The 7,629-nt window shown below is 36.8% G+C and carries 5 protein-coding genes; 3 read left to right on the forward strand and 2 right to left on the reverse strand.

What is annotated here, in order from left to right:
• Window positions 1-272 precede the first annotated feature (272 nt).
• The gene (locus AC3DU7_RS19555) at window positions 273-1,541 is read right to left on the reverse strand and encodes a hypothetical protein (protein ID WP_488040983.1); all 1,269 of its coding nucleotides are present in this window, start codon (window positions 1,539-1,541) and stop codon (window positions 273-275) included.
• Window positions 1,542-1,643: 102 nt separating this feature from the next.
• Between AC3DU7_RS19555 and AC3DU7_RS19560 the strand changes: the two genes are divergently transcribed.
• The 3 genes from AC3DU7_RS19560 (at window position 1,644) to AC3DU7_RS19570 (ending at window position 5,479) form a co-directional block, all read left to right on the forward strand.
• Window positions 1,644-2,408, forward strand: a complete 765-nt coding sequence (locus tag AC3DU7_RS19560) for a DUF1995 family protein (protein WP_488040984.1) — start codon at window positions 1,644-1,646, stop codon at window positions 2,406-2,408.
• A 657-nt stretch (window positions 2,409-3,065) separates the two neighbouring features.
• Window positions 3,066-3,863 (forward strand): metallophosphoesterase family protein, encoded by a 798-nt coding sequence (locus AC3DU7_RS19565; RefSeq protein WP_488040985.1) that lies wholly within the window; start codon window positions 3,066-3,068, stop codon window positions 3,861-3,863.
• Window positions 3,864-4,606: 743 nt separating this feature from the next.
• Window positions 4,607-5,479, forward strand: a complete 873-nt coding sequence (locus tag AC3DU7_RS19570; RefSeq protein WP_488040986.1) for a TrmH family RNA methyltransferase — start codon at window positions 4,607-4,609, stop codon at window positions 5,477-5,479.
• 894 nt (window positions 5,480-6,373) lie between these two features.
• Here AC3DU7_RS19570 and AC3DU7_RS19575 read toward each other — a convergent pair.
• Window positions 6,374-7,564, reverse strand: coding sequence for a glycosyltransferase family 2 protein (locus tag AC3DU7_RS19575; protein WP_488040987.1), 1,191 nt, complete (start codon window positions 7,562-7,564; stop codon window positions 6,374-6,376).
• Window positions 7,565-7,629 lie beyond the last annotated feature (65 nt).

Raw genomic sequence — 7,629 nt, forward strand, 5'->3', positions numbered from 1 at the left:
GGGAGTAGGGGAGTAGGGGAGTAGGGGAGTAGGGGAGTAGGGGAGTAGGGGAGAAAAATTGTTTTTGGGTTTATCCTACGGATAAGCTGGCGCTAACGTCCCTCAACCCAACTTACATCTATTGCAACATTTAAGATGAAACAGCTTACTACCAATAGCTTTACCATTAGACATCTCCAAAAATCAAAAATAAAATCAATTCTTATCCATAAATTATCAATTATTCTTCCCTGTTCCCTGTTCCCTCTTTTCTGGAGATGTCTATTTATTAACTAAATAAAATTCAGGTTTAAATTATCTAAAGATGAAACATCTTCTATGATCGCAATTAAATCTCCTGAGATAGTAGATATATTAACTGAATTATTCACGATTTCAGCACTGTAATCATTCAAACTTCCTGATAACTGAATTCGATCTAAAGGACCATCAAAATTTTGAATTACAGCAAAGTCTGAATCACCAAAGCCAACATAAAAAGGCGACTCTGTGGAAGAACCAAGTATAAATGTATCTACTCCTTCTGTTCCCGAAGTACCAACTAATATATCAATTTCTCCCGTTCCAGAATCACTAGGTATAATTAGATCGTTGACGAGGTCATATCCAATAACGCTAACACCAATAATTTTCGTATTGTTGCCGAAAGCATTAATAATATCATTACTATCATTGTCAGTAAAAAAACCAATGCGTTGAATTTCAGATTGTCCAAACTGAATGTAATGTTCTAAAGCAGAACTAAATTCACCTCTATTGATAGCAACATCAACATCAGGATAAGATTGCCGATAAATCTCTTCATTAAAATCTCCACCTTCTTCTCCTATCGCTAAAGTCATTACTGCTCCTTCTTCCAAACCTACTTGAGTAAAAATTTCATCATTAATAGCAGGAGGAAAACCGCCTTCTTCTCCTATTGCCAAAGTAGTGACACCACCTTCTTCTCCTAGTGCTAGAGTTGTTGCTATTCCTTCTTCGGAGCTTGGTTGAGTAATAGTTTCATCACTAATAGGAGTAGCGCCACCCTCTTCTCCTACTGCTATAGTTGTCGGTTCTACCAGTGGCACTTCTATTGGAATCATACCACCTTCTTCTCCGATGGCTAAAGTTGTTGCGAAACCTTCTTCAGAGTTTGGTTGAGTAAAAATATCATTAATAGGAGTAGCACCACCTTCTTCTCCTATTGCTTCAGTTGTGGGTTCTCGGGGTGGCACTCCTATTGGATCGATACCACCTTCTTCTCCGATGGCTAAAGTTGTTGGTACAGGAAAATTACCACCTTCTTCTCCGATGGCTAAAGTTGTTCCTATCGGTTCACTAGCACCACCTTCTTCTCCGATAGCTAAAGTTGTTGCTATAGGTTCGTCACCATTTTCTGAATCATCAAAAGCTGTTGTTATGTCACCACCTTCTTCTCCGATGGCTAAAGTTGTTGCTATCAGTTGAGATGGCTCATTACGAGTATTAGGGTTAGGTTCAACTTGACTTTTTTGTAAAGATTCAAGAGTCTCTAGATCATTGTCAAATGGATGTCTCATATTTTCCTTTTGTTCAACTTTTATTTATCATGAAAAGTACTTGAATATTGTAGAACATCTTCTATCAATTACAGTATAGTTGAAAAATATAGCTCTTTATAGATGAATAAACTACCCAATGACATAGATGAGGCTCTCGCTCAAGCCATAGAAGCTGCTAAAGCAGCTCTCCAGGATGGTTACAATAGAATCCAAATCGAAATAGTTATTCCAGAAATTGAACTTCAAGCTCAATCTCTAGCAGCACAATTTATTCCTGCTTTACTTGAAGAAGGCATTCAACCAAAAGTCTTTTTTCCTGATACTGGTGCCGCAGCATTGGCAAGACGAGATTGGCAAGATGCGTCTTTTAAGGTCAAAGTAGAAGATATTGGTACAAGTAGGTCTCCAGTTGACAGCAAAATTTCACCGGAAGACGAATTTTTTCTGTTAATTGCCCTTTCTTCTGTAGAAGTGGCCCAGGCCGAAAAATTGTGTAATTTGGCAGGCGATCGCCCAGTTGTAATGTTAATTCCAAGATTAGAGGATGTATCTATAGTAGGAATTGGTTATGCAGCACGTCAACTCCGGGAAAGATTTCTTAAAACTATTGAATCTTGTTACTATATCAAGTCTTTTGGTGAGGCTGCACTGTATCGTTGTTATCCTTCTCCGTGGCAAGTTTGGCTTGAGGAAAATGGCCAGTATAAATTGATTGCAGAGCGGCCTGAAAAACCGATGGGAGATACGCTGGATATCATTATAGCTCAAGCTACTACTACAGTTGAAACAGATAGCTCTACTTCTTCTCAGCAAACTACTGCTAAACCACAACGGAAAGGATTTTTAGCTGAAGTTCAAAAATTCCTGCGTGCTTTAAGTAATTAAATTTTCAGGGACATGAACTTATATCATGTCTGCTTGAATAGTTACACTTTGGTGGAAGAAAGGCAGAAGGCGGAGGGCAGAAGGGAGAAGGTTTTTTTTATCGCTGATTATCCAGACATGAACTTACTAAAAGTATTTTTCGTCTAAAGTAAGCTGTTGTGCATTTAAACCACTTATTTGTTTTGTGTCTAACTATAAAGAATAACCTTTATTACATCTGGATTCTGACTTCTAACTTCTGACTTGCTAAGATGCATTTAAAATGTGTCTTAGCTTAAACCGACCCCAATTTTAATTGAAGCTAGAATTTGTTTCAAATTAGTTACAATCTGGATTTATCGGAAAATTAGGGTCGGTTGACTTCAGAAACTATGCTATCATATATACAGATAAAATAAATAATATATTAGATGTTTGAATTAAATTTTCTGACATTAAAATTTAACAAAAAAAAGTCTATTTCACCTTACTTATAGCAGTGAGCGCTGGTATATTTACAAATTGCAGGATTTGCCCAATAGCTAAAAGTCTTATGTTATCGGCAATTTATTCCCCCTGTTGCCTGTTGCCTGTTGCCTGTTGCCTGCGCACAGCGCTATAAGGTAATTAAGTAGAAAGAGGAAAACTAGATATTATAGAAAATCTTTAGAAGTACAAATGAAACAGAGACGTATTATAATTGGGGATGTACATGGGCATTATGATGGTCTGATGATTTTGCTAGAGGCGATCGCCCCTGGAAAAGATGAAAATGTGTACTTTTTAGGGGACTTAATCGACCGAGGCCCGAAAAGCTCTCAAGTAATAGAATTGGTCAGAAATAGCTCCTATCAGTGTCTCCTGGGAAATCACGAACAAATGATGATTCAAGCTCTCTCAGACAAAGGGGGCAAAAAAGGAGCATGGGAAGCTTGGTTTTACAGTGGAGGGAATGAAACAGTAGAAAGTTATAGAGATACAGGAATTATGCCTTATGAGGATGTAGAGTGGATTCGATCGCTGCCTCTGTATCTAGACTTAGGAGATATTTGGTTAGTTCATGCAGGGGTAAATCCACAATTACCTCTTCAAAAGCAAACCTATCATGAATATTGTTGGATTCGCAAAGAATTTCATTCTATTGAAAAGCCTTACTTTCCTAATAAGTTAATGATTATAGGTCATACTATTACTTTTACTTTTAATAATGTTGAGCCTGGAGAGTTAGTTAGTGGGCCAGGCTGGCTGAATATTGACACGAGCGCCTATCATCCTCGTAGTGGTTGGCTAACAGGATTAGATGTTGATAATAATATTGTTTATCAAGTTAATGTTAATAATAATGAAACTAGGAAAATGGCTGTAGAAGAACTTGTGAAACCATATATTCCCAAGCCTACTTTAAAAGTAGTAATGCAAGAACGTTTTTTGACTAAAAAAAAGCACAAGGAGAAACTCAAAGTTAAAAACGATTGATGAAAATAGCAGATGAGCTATCAGCGGTCAGCTAGCCTCCTGCGGAGGAACTGCGTTAACAGCAACAAGACTCTATCCTTAAGAACACTGTTTAAATTAATATAGAATTTAAGGGCAAGGGAGCCAACTTTTCTAGTAAGATAATTAATAAAGCTTTTATCATAAACTAAAAGGAATAGCTGATGGCTGAATGCTTACAATAGCAGTTTCTATTTCAACAATTAATAATTAGGGCTTGCTGATTAAGTATTTAAATTGACTGATATTGGTAAGTGCCTTTTTAGGTCGAAAAAAGTGCAAACTTTTCAGTCGCTAAAGCTCAAAAAGCTAGTATTTTGGGATGATTATGGCAGAACAATCAAGGTACTATTCTTCTGACTACTTCTTCTATAATTTCCATTCCTCCCGGCTTCTGGATTCTGGCTCCTGCCCTTACCAAAAAAACTTTATGAGCGCAAACCCTAATTACCTCTTCTTATAAATTTAAGGAGGATTAACCAAAAGTTTTTTTATTCTCTTGGTAAATTGGACATGGCGAGGTCTTCTCACCATACCTCGACTGCTTTTTATTCATTAATTAGAGAAGCTTTATATAGCATTTCCCATACTCGTGAAGTACACAATTTCTTAGCTTTGGTAAGTGGAAAATTAGAGGAGTATTCAGAAAAATAACTGTACTTCATAACTGTGGGAATTGCTATACCTTAATTTTTCGGTAAATATAAATATTAGATTAATGCTGAATGCAACTAGAAGAAAAACAACAATTAATTAGTTATTTAGGTCAATTTGTTACCCATGCTCGTTGGGAAAAAATTGTATCTGTTTTGCAACAAAGAACCCGTCATATTACTGTTATTTTAGAAGATATTTATCAACCCCACAATGCTAGTGCGGTACTCCGAAGTTGTGACAGTTTTGGGGTACAAGATGTACATATTATAGAGAATAAAAATATATTCACAATTACTCAAGGTGTTAGTGTTGGCTCAGACCGCTGGCTAACATTATATCGTTATAATCAACAAGGGATAAATAATACTCAAGAATGTTTAAAAAGGTTAAGAAGTGAGGGTTATATCATAGCAGCAACAACCCCTCATACAAAGCAAATAACTATTGAAGAATTATCTGTAAATACAAAAGTAGCATTAATGTTTGGTTCAGAAATTAATGGGTTGTCAGAATATGCTCAAAACAATGCAGATGTGTCGGTAAAAATTCCAATGCAAGGATTTAGTGAAAGTTTTAATATTTCAGTGAGTGTTGCTTTGTGTTTATACGATCTGACAAATCGTTTACGACGACAGCACAATAATTGGGAATTAACTGAAACAGAAAAATTAGATTTGGAATTAAATTGGCTGCGGAAATCTATTAAAGCTGGGGAACTTATTGAGAAGAAGTTTATGAGGAAGAAGGAAGAAGGAAGAGGGAAGAAGCGGTGCGACCCCGCGTCGGTGTCAGACGCAAGCGGTCGGAACCCGCGCCGCCGACAGGCGCAAGGGAACGCCGACCAAGAGAGGGAACGCCGACCAAGAGAGGGAACGCCGACCAAGAGAGGGAATGCACACCAAGAGAGGGAATGCACACCAAGAGAGGAAGAAGGCATTTAGTTATCTAGGAGGTAGTCATCCGCCAAAAAATTTATTTCTTGGCTGTTTTCAATGGAATTACTCTCTGTTTTCATGAAGATGGGTCAACTGAAATCAGTTCTCTTAATTTTCTTCAGCAACAAATTTTATCTCTAATAGACATCTCCAAAAATCAAAAAGACAATCAATTCTTATCCATAAATTATCAATTTCTGTTCCCTGTTCCCTGTTCCCTGTTCCCTTTTTCTGGAGATGTTTAATGAGAATCCCCGAATCTATCTACATTTTTCCTCCGTGAATCACTGCCTCAGATGACTATAACCGCTCTAATTATGGTTTGCTGAATAAAGTTTTTTGGTAGGGGTAGGAGTCAGAATTTCCTACGGAATGCTACGCAAACAGAATCGGTGAATTTCCTACGGAATGCTCCGCAAACAGGAGGAATGGGAATTATAGAAGAGGTAGTCAGAAGAATCGTCCCAAGATTGCTCTGCCATAATCGTTCCAAAATACTAGCTTTTTGAGATCCCTAGACCGAAAAGCTTACACTTTTTTCGACCAAAAAAGGCACTTACCAATATTAGTCAATGGTTTAATATTTAATCAGCAAGCCCTAATTATTACTAGGATATAGTTTTGTCTAATTTATTCGACTCAAATCTTTCTAAATAAGCGAACCGTGAGTTGAGAAACGCCATATTATTAATTGTTCTTATTTTTACTTCTCCCTCATTCCCTGTAAAGACTTTGCATACAACATCCCTATCTACTCCCTTCCGTATCCGTATATTCGTGCCATAATCCGTGTGAGCTACTCCCCTACTCCCTGTACGGATCTTCCATACAACGTCCATCTACTCCCTTACCTATCCGTGCATCCATAATCCGTGTGAGCCACTCCCCTACTCCTACTCCCTACAAAATAAAACCCATTGACTCTAATCCTTGCGTAATTCTTTTTGCTTCTGTAGGATTATATTTTTCATGTAAACTAATAGCCTTCCTAAACGCTTCTAAACTTTCGGGTACTTGACCAACTTTCAAAAATACAACTCCCAAATTTTGATAAGCTTCTGCATAATTACTATCAAGCTGAATTGCTTTTTGATAAGAAGCGATCGCCTCGGTAAACCAACCCATTTCTTTCAATACCATTCCTCGGTTATAGTGACCAACCGCAAAATTAGGGTCTATCTGTAAAGCAATTTCATAGTTAATTTTTGCATCCTGTAAATTTCCTTCTTCTTTCAACAAACTACCCAAATTATTGTATGCTCCCAACTTTAATTTAGGCATAACATTTAATTCTGTTGCTATTTTATAATGACTCTTTGCCATTTCTCTATCTTGTTTTTGTCGATAGGCAATAGCTAAGTGATAATGCAGCTCATACAAAATTGTTTGATCTACCTCGGGGTCTTGTAAACCTCGAAATAGCAATTCCATTCCTTTCTGTTTTTCACCAATTTCTATATACAAAGCACCTAACTTACTACAAACATAAACATCATTAGGATGATTACTAAAATAACTTTCCATCGCTGCTTTTGCTCTTTGCAGTTTATTTTTAGATGTAATTTCTCCCTTTTGATAACCCTCATGTAAAACTGCTATTTCTGGCAACGAAGCTATTTCCCAGTGAGATTCTTTCGCCAAAATCTCAGTAATACTATCATCAACTATGGCATGATAAGGTCGAGAAAATTTTATTTCTGGATGATTTCTAAAAAGACGAGAAACCAAAGAATATGGAGATTGTTGTGCCCCTATTTCCTCCCTAATTAAATTAATTAAAATGTAGCGATCGCTCTTTATTGCTTCCTGAATATGTGGAGCTATTTTTGGTGAGAGATATTCATCAGCATCTAATACTAAAACCCAGTCACCAGTAACGTATTTCAAAGATTCATTTCTTGCTGCTGCAAAATCATTACACCATTCAAAATAATGTACTTTTGCACCAAATTCTTTAGCTATTTCTGGCGTTCGGTCCGTTGAACCTGTATCTAATACCACCATTTCATCTACTACATCTTTCACACTTGCCAAACATCGAGGCAAGTTTTTTTCCTCATTTTTAACAATAATACAGAAACTCAAATTCATATTTTAGCAATTAGCACTCAGCTATCAGCGATTAGCATTAAAATTATATCATTTCCGTTAGTATA

The organism is Okeania sp., from assembly GCF_983059655.1.